At 71.1% G+C, this 14,994-nt stretch carries 17 protein-coding genes; 6 read left to right on the forward strand and 11 right to left on the reverse strand.

All coding sequences use genetic code 11. The features are described 5' to 3' along the window. Positions 1-32: 32 nt before the first annotated feature. Entirely contained in the window at positions 33-701 is a 669-nt protein-coding gene (locus ACFYPA_RS31100) for a methionine ABC transporter permease (protein ID WP_359084282.1), read from the reverse strand. Next, on the reverse strand, positions 698-1,756 hold the full coding sequence (locus tag ACFYPA_RS31105; RefSeq protein WP_359319329.1) for an ATP-binding cassette domain-containing protein: 1,059 nt from the start codon (positions 1,754-1,756) through the stop codon (positions 698-700). Before ACFYPA_RS31105 ends, ACFYPA_RS31100 begins: the two co-directional genes overlap by 4 nt. Before the next feature lie 627 nt (positions 1,757-2,383). Between ACFYPA_RS31105 and ACFYPA_RS31110 the strand changes: the two genes are divergently transcribed. Both ACFYPA_RS31110 and ACFYPA_RS31115 read left to right on the forward strand, forming a co-directional pair. Beyond that, complete coding sequence (locus ACFYPA_RS31110) at positions 2,384-2,743, forward strand: hypothetical protein (protein ID WP_359084284.1); 360 nt, start codon at positions 2,384-2,386, stop codon at positions 2,741-2,743. A gap of 2 nt (positions 2,744-2,745) precedes the next feature. Next, the gene (locus tag ACFYPA_RS31115; RefSeq protein ID WP_359084285.1) at positions 2,746-3,183 is read left to right on the forward strand and encodes a hypothetical protein; all 438 of its coding nucleotides are present in this window, start codon (positions 2,746-2,748) and stop codon (positions 3,181-3,183) included. 59 nt (positions 3,184-3,242) lie between these two features. On the opposite strand, the gene ACFYPA_RS31120 is transcribed toward ACFYPA_RS31115, so the two are convergent. The 3 genes from ACFYPA_RS31120 to ACFYPA_RS31130 all read right to left on the reverse strand — a co-directional run bounded on the left by ACFYPA_RS31120 (position 3,243) and on the right by ACFYPA_RS31130 (position 5,609). Then, on the reverse strand, positions 3,243-3,746 hold the full coding sequence (locus ACFYPA_RS31120; RefSeq protein ID WP_359084385.1) for a GNAT family N-acetyltransferase: 504 nt from the start codon (positions 3,744-3,746) through the stop codon (positions 3,243-3,245). A 37-nt stretch (positions 3,747-3,783) separates the two neighbouring features. Further along, complete coding sequence (locus tag ACFYPA_RS31125; protein ID WP_389135630.1) at positions 3,784-4,353, reverse strand: sigma-70 family RNA polymerase sigma factor; 570 nt, start codon at positions 4,351-4,353, stop codon at positions 3,784-3,786. Positions 4,354-4,454: 101 nt separating this feature from the next. Then, entirely contained in the window at positions 4,455-5,609 is a 1,155-nt protein-coding gene (locus ACFYPA_RS31130) for a glycerophosphodiester phosphodiesterase (RefSeq protein WP_359319327.1), read from the reverse strand. A 234-nt stretch (positions 5,610-5,843) separates the two neighbouring features. Here ACFYPA_RS31130 and ACFYPA_RS31135 point away from each other — a divergent pair, with 234 nt between their 5' ends. Then, entirely contained in the window at positions 5,844-6,515 is a 672-nt protein-coding gene (locus ACFYPA_RS31135; RefSeq protein WP_359084289.1) for a lysophospholipid acyltransferase family protein, read from the forward strand. A gap of 76 nt (positions 6,516-6,591) precedes the next feature. On the opposite strand, the gene ACFYPA_RS31140 is transcribed toward ACFYPA_RS31135, so the two are convergent. Then, on the reverse strand, positions 6,592-8,136 hold the full coding sequence (locus ACFYPA_RS31140) for an MFS transporter (protein ID WP_359084290.1): 1,545 nt from the start codon (positions 8,134-8,136) through the stop codon (positions 6,592-6,594). Continuing rightward, entirely contained in the window at positions 8,133-8,684 is a 552-nt protein-coding gene (locus ACFYPA_RS31145; protein ID WP_359319325.1) for a helix-turn-helix domain-containing protein, read from the reverse strand. Before ACFYPA_RS31145 ends, ACFYPA_RS31140 begins: the two co-directional genes overlap by 4 nt. Positions 8,685-8,769: 85 nt before the next feature. On the opposite strand from ACFYPA_RS31145, the gene ACFYPA_RS31150 reads away from it, so the two are divergent. Further along, entirely contained in the window at positions 8,770-9,294 is a 525-nt protein-coding gene (locus ACFYPA_RS31150) for an HAD domain-containing protein (RefSeq protein ID WP_359084292.1), read from the forward strand. Between the two features lie 21 nt (positions 9,295-9,315). On the opposite strand, the gene ACFYPA_RS31155 is transcribed toward ACFYPA_RS31150, so the two are convergent. The 3 genes from ACFYPA_RS31155 to argH all read right to left on the reverse strand — a co-directional run bounded on the left by ACFYPA_RS31155 (position 9,316) and on the right by argH (position 12,755). Continuing rightward, a complete protein-coding gene (locus tag ACFYPA_RS31155) occupies positions 9,316-10,206 on the reverse strand; it encodes a sigma-70 family RNA polymerase sigma factor (RefSeq protein WP_389135635.1) in 891 nt (296 codons plus the stop codon). Between the two features lie 78 nt (positions 10,207-10,284). After that, on the reverse strand, positions 10,285-11,256 hold the full coding sequence (locus ACFYPA_RS31160; RefSeq protein ID WP_389135638.1) for an aldo/keto reductase: 972 nt from the start codon (positions 11,254-11,256) through the stop codon (positions 10,285-10,287). Between the two features lie 65 nt (positions 11,257-11,321). Further along, the gene (argH, locus tag ACFYPA_RS31165) at positions 11,322-12,755 is read right to left on the reverse strand and encodes an argininosuccinate lyase (RefSeq protein ID WP_389135641.1); all 1,434 of its coding nucleotides are present in this window, start codon (positions 12,753-12,755) and stop codon (positions 11,322-11,324) included. Positions 12,756-13,081: 326 nt separating this feature from the next. Between argH and ACFYPA_RS31170 the strand changes: the two genes are divergently transcribed. Both ACFYPA_RS31170 and ACFYPA_RS31175 read left to right on the forward strand, forming a co-directional pair. Beyond that, positions 13,082-13,675, forward strand: a complete 594-nt coding sequence (locus ACFYPA_RS31170; protein ID WP_359084296.1) for a pyridoxamine 5'-phosphate oxidase family protein — start codon at positions 13,082-13,084, stop codon at positions 13,673-13,675. A gap of 64 nt (positions 13,676-13,739) precedes the next feature. After that, on the forward strand, positions 13,740-14,441 hold the full coding sequence (locus ACFYPA_RS31175) for a L,D-transpeptidase family protein (protein ID WP_359319318.1): 702 nt from the start codon (positions 13,740-13,742) through the stop codon (positions 14,439-14,441). A gap of 16 nt (positions 14,442-14,457) precedes the next feature. Here ACFYPA_RS31175 and ACFYPA_RS31180 read toward each other — a convergent pair whose 3' ends face one another. Beyond that, entirely contained in the window at positions 14,458-14,994 is a 537-nt protein-coding gene (locus ACFYPA_RS31180) for an arginine repressor (RefSeq protein WP_359084298.1), read from the reverse strand.

Consider the following 14,994-nt stretch of genomic DNA (forward strand, 5'->3'; position numbering starts at 1 on the left):
CTCGGAGGAGAAAAGTCTTCGGAGGAGGCGGCTCAGGAGGTGCGGCCGCGACGGGCCAGCAGGCGTACGGCGCCGTCGCCGATCAGCTGGATCACGGTCACGATGACGATCAGCAGGGCGACGGTGATGAGCATGAACTGGTTGTCGAAGCGCTGGAATCCGTAGGTGACGGCCTTGGATCCGAGGCCTTCGCCGCCGACCGCGCCGGCCATCGCGGAGTAGCCGATGAGCACGATGACGGTGGTGGTGACGCCGGAGACGAGGGACGGCAGCGCCTGCGGCAGCAGGACCTTGCGGACGATCGTCGGGATGGAGCCGCCCATGGACTGGACGGCCTCGACGAGCCCGTGGTCGACCTCGCGCACGGCCGTCTCGACGAGCCGGGCGAAGAACGGGATGGCGCCGACGGCGAGCGGGACGATCATCGCGGTGGGGCCGATGAAGGTGCCGACGACCCAGGTGGTGAAGGGGATCAGGGCGATCAGCAGGATGATGAACGGCAGCGAACGGCCGATGTTCACGATCACGCCGATGACCTTGTTCACCGGGGTGTTCCGCAACAGTCCGCCCTTGTCGGTGAGGACGAGCAGAACGCCGAGCGGCAGGCCGACCAGGACGGTGACGACCGCGGACCACAGGACCATGTAGAGGGTGTCGACGGTGCCCTGCGTCAGCAGCGGCTGCATTTCGGACCAGGTCACTTCGCCACCTCCTTGGTGAGCGGTGCGGGGATGACGGCGGGTTCGGCATCTGTGCCGTCGACGAGCTCGGCCTGCAGACCCTGCTCACGCAGGAAGCCGATCGGGACGACGTTCTCCTCGAACCGGCCGGGCAGCTCGATGCGCATCCGGCCGATCTGCTTGCCGCCGACGGTGTCCATCGCGGCGCCCAGGATCGAGATGTCGATGTTGTACGTACGGGAGAGCTGCGAGATGACCGGCCGGCCGGCGGCGTCCCCGTGGAAGGTGACGTCGACGACGGTGCGGTCGGGGCCGGAGGCGGTGCCGCCGACCGGGAACAGCTCGTGGGCGAGCTCGGAGCCGGGGGTGGCGAGCAGCTCGCCGACGGTTCCGGACTCGACGACGCGGCCCTCGCGCATCAGCGCGGCGGAGTCACAGATCGTCTTGACCACGTCCATCTCGTGCGTGATGAGCAGGACGGTGAGGCCGAGCTGCTGGTTGAGGTCGCGCAGCAGCTGGAGGATGGATCGGGTGGTCTCGGGGTCGAGGGCCGAAGTCGCCTCGTCGGAGAGCAGCACCTTGGGGTCGCCGGCGAGTGCGCGGGCGATGCCGACGCGCTGCTTCTGGCCGCCGGAGAGCTGGCCGGGGTAGGCCTTGGCCTTGTCGGCGAGGCCGACCAGGTCGAGGAGTTCGAGCGCCTTGCGGGACCGTTCGCGGCCGGTGACGCCGAGGATCTCCAGCGGGAGTTCCACGTTGCCCTGGACGGTGCGGGAGGCCAGCAGGTTGAAGTGCTGGAAGACCATGCCGATGCGGCTGCGCGCCTCGCGCAGTTCCTTGCCGGCGCGGCGGCCGCGGCCCGCGAGGGCGGTGAGGTCGCGGCCTGCCACGGTCACGGTGCCGGAGGTGGGGCGCTCCAGCAGGTTGACGCAGCGGATGAGGGAGGATTTACCGGCGCCGCTCTGCCCGATGACGCCGTACACCTCGCCCTCACGGACGTGCAGGTCGACGCCGTCCAGAGCGGTGACCTCACGGTCGCGCGACTGGTAGACCTTCGTGAGGCCCGTAGTGGTGATCACAGGGTTTCCGTCACTGTCGAGTGCGCGGCGCGGTGTCCGCCGGGCACGGGGCATTCGTCCGGTGAGACTGTCCGGACGTTTCGATCGGACGTTCCGAGCGGGGTTCCGGCGCGGCCGGACACGGCGGTGACCGCGGGGCGGCGTGCTGGAGGCGCGTTCCGCTGGGTGCGGACGGCTCGGGCTCGCTTCGGGGCGCGAGGCTCAGGCGTGGGCCCTCAGAAGGCGCGCATTCGACACATACAACGAGCACCGGGCGTCGTGATCGCCTCGGTCGCAAGGATGCGGCTGCTCGTCGTGGTCATGCGCCAAGTAAAACAGACGTCAGGTTCCCGTCGGACCGGCTGTCCGGATAGCGGACAGGCGTGGATGATGCGGTTCCGCTGCCCGGCCGGCCCGGAACCGCTCCGGTCGCACCGCTGTGACCTGCACTGACATCGAGGGCGAGGCCGATCTGGGGCCCGCACTCACCAGCCCGGAACGCATGAATGTGTGGCCAAGGCCACGAGTCCGGCCCCGACAGCCCGCCCACGCGCAAGGACCCCGCACGGATCTCCGTGCCCCCCGGCGACGGCGCGGGGGCACGGGGGCGCACGCAAGGGGCCCCGCGGCCCGTAATACCCTCGGCTCATGCTTGACGCCCTGACGATCGCGGTCGGCGTGGCCGCCCTCGCCCTCGCCGCCTGGTGCGGATTCGCCGCCTACCGGGACCAGCCGACCAAGGACTGGCACTTCATCGGCATGGCCGTGGTCTCACTCCTGGCGCTGTCCCAGCTGGTGGTGGGGATCGTGCAGCTGGCCCGCGGCGAGCGGCCGGAACAGGGCATGACCATCTTCATCGCGTACCTGGTCGGGGCCTTCCTCGCCGTACCGGCGGCGGGCTTCCTGTCGCTGAGCGAGCGGACCCGGTGGGGTTCGGTGACGGTGGCGGCGGGCGCGGTCGTACTGGCCGTGCTCGAAGTACGGCTCTACGACATCTGGGGAAACTGACCGTGACCGACACCGATCGCACCCCCGCAGCGGCCGCCGGCGAGAAACAGCCCTTCGATCTGGGCACCGGTCCGGGCCGGGTGCTGGTCTGGTTCTACGGCGTGTTCACCGTGGCGGCGGCCTCCCGTGCGATCGTCCAGATGATCCTGGACTTCGGGAAGGCCCCCCTGTCCTACGTCCTGTCGGCCGCCGCCGCCGCCGTCTACGGCTTCATCACCTACTCGCTGGTGCGCGGTGGCGAGAAGGCACGCCGGACGGCGCTGGTGTGCTGCGCCGCCGAACTCGCCGGGGTGCTGATCGTGGGTACGTGGACGCTGGTCGAGCCGTCGGCGTTCTCGGACGCCACGGTCTGGTCGTACTTCGGGCGGGACTACCTGTTCATCCCGGTGATCCTTCCGGTCACCGGGATGATGTGGCTGCGCCGCGCGCGGTCGGCCTAGCGTCGCCCGTTCGGATCGGGTCGGATCCGACCTGACCCGACCCGGCCGAACGAGAGGCCCTAAGCGCTCGTCACATAGGCCTGCGCCGAGGCCTCCTTCTCCAGCAGGATCATCAGGACGCCGTCCTGACCGGTGGCGTTGCCGACGAGGGCGTAGCCCGCACGCCGGTAGAGCCTCAGGTTGCCTTCGCTCCGGTGCCCGGTGTGCAGCCGGAAGCGGGTGGCCGACCGCTGGTCGGCGAGTCCGGCCTCCGCCGCGCCCAGCAGGCGGGCACCGAGCCCGTGTCCCTGGAGCCGGGGGTGGACGCAGAGCTTTCCGATCTGCCCGGTCCCGTCCTGGTCCGCCGACCCCCGTACCGAACCGACGACTTCCTCGCCGAGCCGCGCCACGAACACCAGGTTCGTGGCGATTTCGGCGCGTACCGAGTCGAGGGTCTGGACGAGCGGGTCGATCCGGTAGTTCCCGTACAGCTCCGCCTCGCTCTGAAAACAGAGGTACTGGAGTTTCAAGATCTGTTCGGCGTCCTGTGCCTTCGCCGCCGAGATGATCACGCTCATGCCCATCTGCGCATGCCTCTCGCTCACCTGATCCGCCGGTTGTCTACCGCTCCTTTCCCCGCAGTTCAGGAGCTACAACCTCCGCCGCCAGCATTCTGCGCAGACATCCAAGGCATCGGGAACGGATCGGGCCCAAACTCCCCTGTGACATACCCAACTCCCCTGCGATTTCGCGGTAGGTGGGATCGGCCGGGGAGAGCAGCGCACGCAGTAAGCGGGTGCAGGGGCCGGGGAGCCGGTCCACCGCGGCGCGCAGCACCCGGCGTTGGTCGGCGCCGAATGCGGCTCGCTCCGGGCAGCCGGAGAGGTCGGGGGCCCTCTCGTCACGGTAGGGGCGCTCGCGCCGGACGGTGCGGCGGGCCCGGCGGGCCTCCGCCCTGACGGTGTCCCGCACCCAGCGGGCGGTGTCCGCGGGCAGCCCCTGGTGCGCCAGCCGTTCCATCATGCGCAGCCAGAAGGCCTGTTCGAGGTCACAGGGGTCCACGGCGGCGCCGGTGGCGGAAGCCTCCGCCTCCGCCTTCGCCTCGGCTCTGACCAGTGGGTACAGGCTGCGGACGAGTGTGGCGGCGCCCGGGGCGGGCAGGCCTGAGGAAGATCGAGAAGCGTCACGCAACCACCCGACCCGGTATACCGGCCGCCGGTCGCAGAACCTGCCCGGGACCACCCGACCGGGGCAGGCCGGGCCGGGTGCTGACGCCACCGGCCCGGGTACTCCTACTTGTCGGCGAAGTCCGCCGCCGCGAGCAGGGCCGTGTCCGGGTTGTCGGAGAAGATCCCGTCGATGCCCGTGGCGAAGTACACCGCGAAGGCTCCGAAGGCGTCGCCGTACGCATTGGGGTCCGTGCCCCGGCGGAAGTCGGCGGGCAGGAAGGTGTTCTCGTTGCGCATCGTGTACGGGTGGAGGATCAGGCCCCGCGCGTGGGCGTCCCGCACCAGGGTGGTGGGCGTGGTGAGCCGGCCGGAGCCGTCCTTGGGGATGATCAGGTCCAGGGTGGGGCCGATGCCCTGCGCGAAGGACGCCATCCACTCCAGGCCCGCCGGCTTCACCAGGTCGTCGGTGGTACGCGGGTCGCCCGCCACCACGAAGTCCCAGGGCTTGGAACCGGCGCCGGAGAGCAGCACGACGCGCGGGGTGGCGACGAGCTTCGACAGCCGCCGCATGCTGGTGGGTTCGAAGGACTGGAGAATGAGCGGGGACTGCGCGCGGTGCCGGCCGTAGCGGCGCAGCAGCCTGGCGAGCGGTTCCTCCAGGCCGAGGCCCAGGCCGCGGAAGTAGGTGGGGTGCTTGGTCTCGACGTACAGCCAGACGGGCTTTCCGCGCCGCCGGCCCTCACGGTCGGCCCAGCGCAGGACCTCTTCGAAGGTGGGGACCTCCCAGCGGCCGTCGTAGAGCGTGTTCTTCTGGCGGTTACCGGGGATGCGCTCCTTGGCCCGCAGCGTCTTCAGCTCGGCGAGGGTGAAGTCCTCGGTGAACCAGCCGGTCAGGGCGACCCCGTCGACGTTCTTCGTCGTCCGGCGGCTCGCGAACTCCGGGTGGGCCGAGACGTCGGTGGTGGCGGTGATGTCGTTCTCGTGGCGGCACACGAGGTGGCCGTCCTTGGTCGGGACGAGGTCCTGCTCGATGATGTGCGCGCCCATGTCGAGCGCCAGCTGGTAGGAGCCCAGGGTGTGCTCGGGGCGGTAGCCGCTGGTCCCGCGGTGTCCGATGACGGTCGGCACCGGCAGGTCGAGGCGGTGGCCGCCGCGCCCGGCGGATTTCCCGGCCGCCTGCGCCGTTCCCGTGACGCCGAGGGCCGCGGTGCCGAGTACAGCGGCACCTGCGCCCATGACGGTCCGTCGTCCGGGACCGGCCTGTGCACGCTCTGTCATGAATGCTCCTCGCATATGCTGTCCGGCACCTGTCGGGCGAGAACCGAGCGTAGGCAGCGACGCGGTCCGGACGGCGCCATCCGGACGAACATGGCGCAAACACACGTCAACACTGCGTATCCACTGAGTGAACCCGATGTGCGATCAGCGAGTACCCGCGAGTATCGTCCTCACCTGCATGGACCCTCACAATCCGTCGCCTCGGCCGGCCCGGCCACTACACCGGAGGAACCGTTGTCCCGTCTCGCACTCATCAAGGCAGTGCTCGGACCGATCCTGCGTCTGCTGTTCCGCCCCCAGGTGGAAGGCGCCCAGAACATTCCGGGGACCGGGCCGGTGATCCTCGCGGGCAACCATCTGACGTTCATCGACTCGATGATCATGCCGATCTGCTGCGACCGGCCGGTGTTCTACATCGGCAAGGACGAGTACGTGACCGGCAAGGGCATCAAGGGCCGGCTGATGGCCTGGTTCTTCACCGGCAGCGGCATGATCCCGGTGGACCGGGACGGTGGCCGCGGCGGTGTCGCGGCGCTGATGACGGGCCGCCGGGTACTGGAGGAGGGCAAGGCCTTCGCGATCTACCCCGAGGGCACCCGCTCCCCCGACGGCCGCCTCTACCGTGGGCGTACGGGCATCGCGCGCCTGACGCTGATGACGGGTGCTCCGGTGGTGCCGTTCGCGATGATCGGTACGGACAAGCTTCAGCCGGGCGGCGCCGGTCTCCCGCGGCCGGGCAAGGTCACGGTCCGCTTCGGTGAGGCGATGGAGTTCTCGCGCTACGAGGGCATGGACCGCGACCGCTATGTGCTGCGGGCGGTGACGGACTCCGTGATGGCCGAGGTGATGCGGCTGTCCGGCCAGGAGTACGTCGACATGTACGCGACGAAGGCCAAGGCCGCCTGAGCCGGAGCGCGCAGGCACGAACGGCGAGAAGGGCCCGTACCCCGGTCGGGGGTACGGGCCCTTCCGCATGTCCGCCTCAGTCGTGCACGATGCCTTCCTCCAGCTCCTGGCCGCGCAGCAGGAACCAGGCGGCGACCGCCGTCGCCATCAGCACCACCGCGCCGATGGCCGAGGCGGCCCCGAGTCCGTCGACGAAGGCGTCCTGGGCGGAGGAGACCAGGGTCGTCGCCTGCTGCTCGGGAAGCGTCTTGGCCGCCTCGACCGCGCCGCCCAGTGACTCGTGGGCGGCCGACGCGACGTCGGGCGGGGTCCCGGCGGGTGCGTTGAAGCCCTGGTAGACCCCGGTGACGATGGAGCCGAGCAGGGCGATACCGAGGGCCGCGCCGAGCTCGTACGCCGTTTCGGAGACGGCGGACGCGGAGCCGGCGTGCTCCTTCGGGACGCTGGAGAGGATCACGTCGGAGGTGACCGTGAAGGCGAAGCCCGCCCCCACACCGACGACCAGCAGGAGGGCACCGATCAGTGGATACGCGGTGTCCTTGTGGACGGCGGCGACGGCCGCCAGCGCCAGACCGATCCCGGCGAGACCGCCGGCCACCACGGACCGTACGGAGAAGCGGCGCGCGGTGGTCCCGGCCAGCAGGCCGGCGGTGACGGCGCCGACCGCCGCGGGCAGTTCGGCGAGCCCGGCCTCCAGTGGTCCGCGGCCCTGGACCAGTTGCAGGAACTGGGAGAGGAAGAAGACCAGGCCGGAGAGTCCGAGGATGGTCAGCAGATCGGCGAGCACCGCGCCGGAGAACCCCCGGTGGTGGAAGAGCCGCATGTCGAGCAGCGGCGCGGGGAGCCGGAACTGCCGGCGTACGAACCAGACGAGCGCCGCCAGGCCACCGAGGCCCGAGAGGGCGACCGCCCAGCTTCCGCCGTGTGCGGCGAGCTCCTTGATGGCGTAGACGACCCCGATCATGCCGACCAGCGAGAGCGCCACGCTCAGCAGGTCCCACGGTCCGGGCGCCGGGTTCTTGGACTCCGGGATCATCTTGATCCCGACCACGACGAGCACCGCCATGACCGGCAGGTTGATCAGGAAGACCGAGCCCCACCAGAAGTGCTCCAGGAGGAATCCGCCGACCACCGGCCCGACGGCCGCGCCCGCCGAGGCCATGGCGCCCCAGATGCCGATCGCGAGGCTCCGCTCGCGCGCGTCGTGGAAGAGGTTGCGGATCAGGGCCAGGGTCGAGGGCATCAGGGTGGCGCCCGCGACGCCCAGCAGGGCCCGCGCCAGGATCATCATCTCGGGGGTCTGCGCGTACGCGTTGAGCACCGAGACCGCGCCGAAGGCGGTGGCTCCGCACAGCAGCAGCTTCTTGCGGCCGATGCGGTCACCGAGGCTGCCCATCGAGACCAGGAGCCCGGCGATGACGAAGGAGTAGACGTCGCCGATCCAGAGCAGCTGGGTGCCGGTCGGTTCGAGGTCCTCGCTGAGGAACGGCGTCGCGAGGCCCAGCACGGTGGCGTCGACGGCCACCAGCAGCACGGCGAGCACGAGCACGGCCAGCGCGATCCACCGCCCGGGGCGGTACAGCTCGGGGGAGGGCTCCGGTTGCTGTTCCATGCTGCTCATTGCTCCACGCTCCGGCGTGCGCCGCCCAGCAGCAACTCGACGATCATGTACGCGAAGTCCTGTCCGGCCACCCGGCCCGCCTGAACGGCCCACGCGGCGCTGCTGATGAGCCCGTAGAGCGCTTCGGTCAGCCAGGCCGGGGTGAGGTCGATGCGGATCTCGCCGCGCTCCTGGCCCCGGCGGAAGAACGCGGCGACCCGGGCGTCCAGCCGGTCCCAGCCGTCGTTCTGCGTGCCGCCCTCGAAGAGTTGATTCTCGGTCACGAGGAAGGAGAGCAGTCCGGCACTCGGTTCGATCGCGGCGACGAACTGGCGCAGCGCCTCCTGGGAGGTGCCGTCGTCCAGCATCGCGGCGTCGAGGGCTGCTCCGAACTCCTGGATCGCCAGCTCCTCCAACGCCCTGACCAGCGCGTCCCGTCCGGCGAAGTGCCGGTGCAGGGTGGCACGGCCGATGCCGGCGGCTCTGGCGACCTCGTCCATGGTGGCGGTCGGCTTGCGGGTCAGCAGGGCGGCGGCGCTGCGCAGAACCTGCTCACGATCAAGAGTCATGAGACGACACTAACCCATCTGAGACACTGATGTCTCAGCAGGAATGGGCTCGCGCCGCCCGGCCGGACCGGAGGACCATGTCGGCATGAAGCCGCTGCTGCTGATCGACATCGACGGTCCGCTCAATCCGTACGCAGCGCTCACCCGCCGCCGCGCGCCCAGGGGATACACCAGGCACCGCATGCGGCCGACAGGGTGGACCGAGGGCCCCGCGCTGCCCGTCCTGCTCAACCCGGAACACGGCGGGGAACTGCTCGCGCTGGCCGGCCGCTACGAGCTGATCTGGGCGACCACCTGGAAGGACGAGGCGAACGAGTGGATCGGACCGCGTCTGGGGCTGCCCGCCCTGCCGTACATCGACTGGCCGCAGATGCACGGCAGCCCACAGGACGGGACGTACTGGAAGACGCGCTACATCGTGGAGTACGCGGCCGGTCGGCCGTTCGCGTGGATCGACGACGAGATCACCGAGCGGGACCGGGCCTGGGTCGCGGAGCACGGGGCGGGCCGCGAGAGCCTGCTGCTGCCGATAGATCCGCGGGTCGGCCTGGAGCGGGCGGACTTCGACGCGCTGGCGGCGTGGGCGGACGGCCGGGGAACGGCCGGCTGACCGCTCCCCCGCCGGACCCGCTCAGTCGCCGAGAAGGACCAGGTCCAGCCCCGGCAGTTGTGCCGGGTCGTTGATCACGAACAGCTCGACCACCTTCCCGCGCTCGATCGTGAAGCGCATGACCGAGAAGCGCTGCCCCTCCACCTCCGAGACGACGGCCGGGGCGCCGTCCAGCAGCGCGAACCGCGCCGAACGGCCGAACGGGGCGTACATGATCGCCTGCCGGGCCACGTTTGCGGCCCCGCGCACGAGCGAGGCGGCTGCGCCCGCGCCTTCGGACCGCGCCACGACCTCCGGGTCGAGCACGGCGACGAGCGCGTCGAAGTCACCGCCGCGGGCGGCGGCCAGGAAGGCGTCGACGACCTCCCGCCGACGTGCCGCGTCGGGATCGGGCACCGGATCGGCGCCCTGCACGCGGCGACGCGCCCGGCTGGCGAGCTGCCGGGCGGCGGCCGGGGTGCGGTCGACGATCCGGGCGATCTCGTCGAAGGGCACCGCGAACATGTCGTGGAGCACGAAGGCCAGGCGCTCGGCCGGGTCCAGTGTTTCGAGCACGACGAGCAGCGCGAGGCCCACCGAGTCGGCCATCAGCGCCTGCTGCTCCGGATCGGCGCCCTGCTGCGGGCCCAGGGTCCGGCCTGGCCGGTGGGCGTCCGGCGCGCCGGCTTCCAGCGGCTCCTCACGGCGGGAGCGGCGCGAGCGCAGGATGTCCAGGCAGACCCGGCCGACGACGGTGGTCAGCCAGCCGCCCAGGTTGTCGATCGCCGCGGCGTCGCAGCGGCCGAGGCGGATCCACGCCTCCTGGACGGCGTCCTCCGCCTCGCTGTCGGAGCCGAGCATCCGGTACGCCACCGCCCTGAGACGGGCACGGTTCTCCTCGAAGCGTGCCGCCAGGAACTCGTTTCCGTCCACCGTCGTCCTCCTGCGTCGTGTGCCGTCACCACACTGACGTAGCGGGCCTGCCCGATGTGACAGGAGTGCGGGGAGTGCTCAGCACCACGGGAGCGAGGCGCGGTGCCGCCAGTACGCCTCCGGCTCCTCGACCAGCGCCTCCAGCCCGGCCCTGCGCTCCTCGTCGAGGTCGAGGACGGCCGCGTGAAGATTGCCCGAGAGCTGTTCCACGGTCGCCGCGCCCGAGAGCACGACCCCGGCCCACGGCTGGTGCAGCACCAGCGCCAGGGCGACCGCGTCGCTGCCGAGTCCCTCCTCACCGGCGATCTCCCGCATCACGGCGGGGGCCTCCGTGCCGGCCAGCCGGCCGTTGGCCATGGCTTCCTTGACGATGACGGTGAGCCCGGCGGCATGGGCCTCGGCGAGCGCCGGTCCGGCGGAGGTCTCCAGGGCGTTGTAGGTGGCCTGGACGGTACGGAAGAGGGGTTCGCCGTCCACCGTGACGGTGAGGGCGGCCCGGATCGCCTCGGCCTGGGCGGGTCCGCTGGTGGAGAGGCCGACGCTGACCCCTTCGGCCGCGAGGGCGGCGAGCTTGGCGTGCAGCTCCTTGTCGGTGAGCGCCGGACTGTCGGGCGTCACCGAGTGGATCTGGTAGAGGTCGAGCCGGTCGCCGAGCAGGGCGCCGGTCTCGGCGCGCTGGCGCAGATACGTGTCGAGGGTGTGGTCCTTGACCTCGTGCGCCTCGGCGTCGACGCTCCAGTCGGCGGTGTAGGTGTAGCCCCACTTGCTCCCGACGACGATGTCGCGGACCTCGGGCCGGGCGGTCAGCCAGTCGCCGAGGAACTCCTCGGAGCGGCCGTAGGAGCGGGCGGCGTCGAAGTACCGGACGCCCTGCGCGTAGGCCGCGTCGAGCAGTTCGTGCGTACGGGCGCGCAGCGCGTCGACGGTGCGCTCGCCGGGCAGGTCACGGTCGCGGTGCAGGTTGATGTAGCCGGGCCTGCCGACCGCTGCCAGGCCGAGCCCGATGTGGGCGGTCGGGGTGGTCGCTGTGGTCAGTCGGGCGAACGGCATCGCGGGCTCCTCGTCGTCGGCAGTAATCTCGACTACCCCCAACGTAGCCCGCGATGCCCGTCCGGCTACTTGCGGGCCGCCGCCCAGGCGTGCTGCGTCGCGAGGTCCGCCTTGACCTCGGTCAGCTGGACGGCGACGGCGGAGGGCGCGGTGCCCCCGCGGCCGTTGCGGGAGGCGAGGGCGCCGGCCACGTTGAGGACCGTGCGGACCTCGGGGGTGAGGTGCTCGGAGATCTTCGCGAACTGCTCGTCGGTCAGTTCGTCGAGCTCGATGCCGTGGCTCTCGCACTCCTTGACGCACTCGCCGGCGACCTCGTGGGCGACGCGGAACGGCACGTTCTTCTTGACGAGCCACTCGGCGATGTCGGTGGCGAGCGAGAAGCCGGCCGGGGCCAGTTCCTCCATGCGCGCGCGGTTGACGGTGAGCGTGGCCATCATGCCGGTGAAGGCGGGGAGCAGGACTTCGAGCTGGTCGCAGGAGTCGAAGACCGGCTCCTTGTCCTCCTGGAGGTCGCGGTTGTACGCGAGCGGCAGGGCCTTGAGCGTGGCCATGAGGCCGGTCAGGTTGCCGATGAGCCGCCCCGACTTGCCCCGCGCCAGTTCGGCGATGTCCGGGTTCTTCTTCTGCGGCATGATCGAGGAGCCGGTGGAGAAGGCGTCGTGCAGGGTGACGAAGGAGAACTCCTTCGTGTTCCAGATGATGATCTCCTCGGCGATCCGGGAGAGGTTGACGCCGATCATCGCGGTGACGAACGCGAACTCGGCGACGAAGTCCCGCGAGGCCGTGCCGTCGATGGAGTTGCCCACCGAACCGCCCTCGAAGCCGAGGTCGGCGGCGACGGCCTCCGGGTCGAGCCCGAGCGAGGAACCGGCGAGCGCGCCGGAACCGTACGGGGACACCGCGGTCCGCTCGTCCCACTGCCGCAGCCGCTCGGCGTCCCGGGACAGGGACTGCACATGGGCCAGGACGTGGTGGGCGAAGAGCACGGGCTGGGCGTGCTGGAGGTGCGTGCGGCCGGGCATGGCCACGTCCGGGTGCGCCTCGGCGAGGCCGACGAGGGCGTCCTGGAGCTCGGCGATCAGGCCGCCGATGATGCGGGCGTGGTCGCGCAGGTACATCCGGAAGAGCGTGGCGATCTGGTCGTTGCGCGACCGTCCGGCACGGAGCTTGCCGCCGAGGTCGGGGCCGAGCCGCTCCAGCAGGCCGCGCTCCAGGGCGGTGTGGACGTCCTCGTCGGCGATCGTGCCGGTGAAGGAGCCGTCCGCGACATCGGCTTCCAGCTGGTCGAGCCCGGCGGTCATCCGCTTCAGCTCGTCCTCGGTGAGCAGGCCCGCCTTGTTGAGGACGCGCGCGTGGGCGCGGGAGCCGGCGATGTCGTACGGCGCGAGCCGCCAGTCGAAGTGGACGGACGCGGACAGCCTGGCCAGCGCCTCGGCCGGACCGTCCGCGAAGCGGGCGCCCCAGAGACGTACGTCGCCGTTGCCGTTGCCGTTGCTCACTGCGTGCTCCTCGGAAGAACCAGGGGGTTGGATGTGCGACCGCTTCCCCGTGCGAGTGCGACCCACTCGGTCACGGATGCCTGCTCACGGCGCGCTCCACGGTGCAGCCACTGCCGCAATCACTAACAGGCATAACTATGCGGTCCTCTGTATGTTTTGTCAAAGCTGGCGACCGGGACACAGCGGCCGGAAACGAACGCGACGCGCCGGACCGGCCGCGCGCGGTGCGGGTGGCGGCGCAGCGGCCGTTGCGGGCGGCCGGGCATGTCCGTCCCACCGGCTGAAATGCCCCCGCTCCGGGAGCAGTCGGCACCGATACTCGGACCATGGGAAAAACTTATGAACGCATCGACGGGCGCCTGCGCACCTTCATAGAGCAGCAGCCCCTCTTCTTCACGGCGACCGCGCCGCTCGACGGGGAGGGCACGGTCAACCTCTCCCCCAAGGGCGTCAGCGGCTCGTTCGCGGTGCTGGACGAGCAGCGCGTGGCCTATCTGGACTTCGCCGGAAGTACCGCCGAGACCGTGGCGCATCTGCGCGAGAACGGGCGGATCACCCTGATGTGGTGCGCCTTCCAGGGGCCGCCGAACATCGTGCGCGTGCACGGCCGCGGCGAGCCGGTCTTCCGTGACGATCCGCGATTCCCGGAGCTCCTCGGGAAGTTCGACGGGGTGGACCCCTCCCGGCACGGGCTGCGGGCGATCATCGTGGTGACGGCCGAACTGATCCGGGACACCTGCGGATACGGCGTGCCGTTCATGAGCTACGACGAGGACCGGACGCTGCACGGGCAGCGCTTCGCGCGGGAGGACGACGCCTCGCTCAGCGCCTACTTCGAGAAGAAGGAGCACGTCGCGACCAGCATCGACGGCCTGCCGGGGCTGCCGCTCCCGTTGCCGGTCATGCCGCCCGTGTCCTGAGCCACTGGGCCGTACGGAGCAGGTCCGCAGGTGCGCGGAGGGCGGCCGGTCTACGGTCCGGGGCATGCGCGGACTTCTGGTGACCGGTTCGGTCCTTCTCACTCTCGCCGGCCTTGTCGGAGCCCGGCCCCCCTCGGCGGCGCCGCTGCCGTGGCGGCTGGCCGACACGGGCGGCGGCAGCCAGCTGATCACGGCCGAGGCGCCCGGTACCGCCTCCACCACGGGCCGGGTCACCTGGTGGAGTCTGCGGCGCGGCCGCTGGGTGGCGGCCGGATCGGCGCCCGCCCGCTTCGGGGCGAACGGGCTGGCCGAGGGCGCTTCGCGCAAGCAGGGCACGAACAGGACACCCACCGGTCTCTACGACCTGCCGTACGCCTTCGGGGTCGAGGCGGCCCGGCCCGGGACCCGCTATCCGTACCGCCGGGTCGGCGGCCGGTCGTGGTGGTGTCAGGACAACGCGGCGCGCGCCTACAACCGGTGGGTGGAGCCGCGGCCCGCCGACTGCCGGGCGGCCGAGGCCGAGCACCTGGTCACCTACCCGACGCAGTACGCCCACGCCCTCGTCGTGGGGTTCAACTACCACCGGCCCGTACGGGGGCGGGGTGCCGGGATCTTCCTCCACGTCAACGGACGCGGTGCGACCGCCGGCTGTGTCTCCGTACCGGCGGCCGCGATGGACCGGATCCTGGCCTGGGCCGATCCGGCCCGCCACCCGCATATCGCGATCGGAACCCGCTCCGGTCCGACCGCGATCACGCGCTACTGACCGCTCGTCAGCGGCGTCAGCGGTCGTTCTGCGCGAGCCTCAGCAGATGGTCGGCGAGCGCCTGCCCGCCCGCCGGGTCGCGGCTGATCAGCATGAGCGTGTCGTCCCCGGCGATGGTGCCGAGGACGTCGTGCAGCTCGGCCTGGTCGATCGACGAGGCGAGGAACTGCGCCGCGCCCGGGGGCGTACGCAGCACGACGAGGTTGGCCGAGGCCTCCGCCGAGATGAGCAGTTCGGCGGAGAGGCGGCGCATCCGCTCCTCCTTGGCGGAGCCGCCCAGCGGTGCGTGCGGGGTACGGAATCCGCCCTCGCTCGGCACCGCGTAGATCAGCTCGCCGCCCGTGTTGCGGATCTTCACCGCACCCAGTTCGTCCAGATCCCGGGAGAGGGTCGCCTGGGTGACGCTCAGCCCGTCGTCCGCGAGGAGCTTGGCCAGTTGGCTCTGCGAGCGCACGGGCTGCCGGTTCAGGATGTCCACGATCCGGCGGTGGCGTGCGGTGCGGGTCTGCGGCACGGACGGCCCGCCGTGCTCGGATTCCTGCGCCTCGGTCAT

This window comes from Streptomyces sp. NPDC005775 (genome assembly GCF_042871565.1).
Classification (GTDB): domain Bacteria; phylum Actinomycetota; class Actinomycetes; order Streptomycetales; family Streptomycetaceae; genus Streptomyces.